Here is a 1,899-nt window from a genome sequence, read left to right as displayed (position 1 = left end):
GAGCTGCTCGAGGATCGCCGGGTTCTCGAGCGTGGACGTGTCCTGCGTGATCGCCTCGCCCTTCGCGAGCGAGCGCAACAGGCGCCGCATGATCTTGCCCGAGCGCGTCTTCGGCAGGTTGTCGCCGAAGCGGATGTCCTTCGGTTTCGCGATCGGCCCGATCTGCTTGCCGACCCAGTCGCGCAGCGCCTTCGCGAGCGCCGCCGCTTCCTCGCCTTCCGGACGCGAGCGCTTGAGCACCACGAACGCGACCACCGCCTCGCCGGTCGTGTCGTCCGGGCGGCCGACCACCGCCGCTTCCGCAACCAGCTCGTGCGAGACCAGCGCCGACTCGATTTCCATCGTGCCGAGCCGGTGGCCCGACACATTCAGCACGTCGTCGATGCGGCCCATGATCGTGAAGTAGCCGGTGTCCTTGTCGCGCACCGTGCCGTCGCCGGCGAGATAGAGCGTGCCGCCGAGTTCTTCCGGGTAATAACTCTTCTTGAAGCGCTCCGGATCGCCCCAGATCGTGCGGATCATCGCCGGCCACGGACGCTTGACGACGAGAATGCCGCCTTGCCCGTTCGGCACGTCCTGGCCGGTTTCGTCAACCACCGCGGCCATGATGCCCGGCAGCGGCAGCGTGCACGAACCCGGCACCGTCGGCGTCGCGCCCGGCAGCGGCGTGATCATGTGGCCGCCGGTTTCGGTCTGCCACCACGTGTCGACGATCGGGCAGCGCTCCTGGCCGACGTGCTTGTGGTACCACATCCACGCTTCCGGATTGATCGGCTCGCCGACCGTGCCGATGATGCGCAGGCTCGACAGGTCGTAACTCTTCGGGTGGACCTTGTCGTCGGCTTCGGCGGCCTTGATCAGCGAACGGATCGCGGTCGGCGCGGTGTAGAACACCGTGACCTTGTGATCGCCGATCATCTTCCAGAAGCGGCCGGAGTCCGGATACGTCGGCACGCCCTCGAACACGACCTGCGTGCCGCCGCACGCGAGCGGGCCGTACGTGATGTACGTGTGGCCGGTGACCCAGCCGATGTCGGCCGTGCACCAGAACACGTCGGCCGGCTTCCAGTCGAAGGTCCACTTCATCGTCTGCGCGGCCCACAGCAGGTAGCCGCCGGTGCTGTGCTGCACGCCCTTCGGCTTGCCGGTCGAGCCCGACGTATACAGGATGAACAGCGGATGCTCGGCGCCGACCCATTCCGGCGCGCAGGTGTCGGACTCGCCGTCGGCGATCTCGTGCATCCACAGGTCGCGTTCCGCATGCCAGTCGATCTTGCCGCCGGTGCGACGATAGACGATCACGCTCTTGACCGCTTCGCAGCCGCCCATCGCGAGCGCTTCGTCGGCGATGCTCTTGAGCGGCAGCGTCTTGCCGCCGCGCGCCTGCTCGTCGGCGGTGATGAGCGCAACGGCGCCGACGTCGACGAGCCGCTCGTTGAGCGATTTCGCGGAGAAGCCGCCGAACACGACCGAGTGCGTGGCGCCGATGCGCGCGCAGGCCTGCATCGCGACGATGCCTTCGATCGACATCGGAATATAGATGATGACGCGATCGCCCTTGCCGATCCCGCGTTTCTTCAGCGCGTTCGCGAAGCGCGACACGCGCGCCAGCAGCTCGGCATAGGTGACGCGCGTGACGGTGCCGTCGTCGGCCTCGAAGATCACCGCGACGCGCTCGCCGTTGCCGGCTTCGACGTGGCGGTCGAGGCAGTTGTACGACGCGTTGAGTTCGCCGTCGTCGAACCACTTGTAGAACGGCGCGTCGCTCTCGTCGAGCACCTTCGTGAACGGCTTGTGCCAGCTGAGGCCCTCGCGCGCGAGACGCGCCCAGAAGCCTTCGTAATCCTGCTCGGCTTCGGCGACCAGCGCGCGGTAGGCCGGCATGCCGGAGATGTTGGC

At 67.4% G+C, this 1,899-nt stretch carries 1 protein-coding gene; it reads right to left on the bottom strand.

All coding sequences use genetic code 11. The features are described 5' to 3' along the window. The coding region (gene acs, locus DIE02_RS35145; protein WP_124530299.1) for an acetate--CoA ligase at positions 1–1,899 on the bottom strand (1,899 nt) is incomplete at both ends.

It is taken from the genome of Burkholderia sp. Bp8991 (genome assembly GCF_003853795.1).
In the GTDB taxonomy this organism is placed as follows: Bacteria; Pseudomonadota; Gammaproteobacteria; order Burkholderiales; family Burkholderiaceae; genus Burkholderia.
This window is presented reverse-complemented; position numbering and strand designations above follow the sequence as displayed.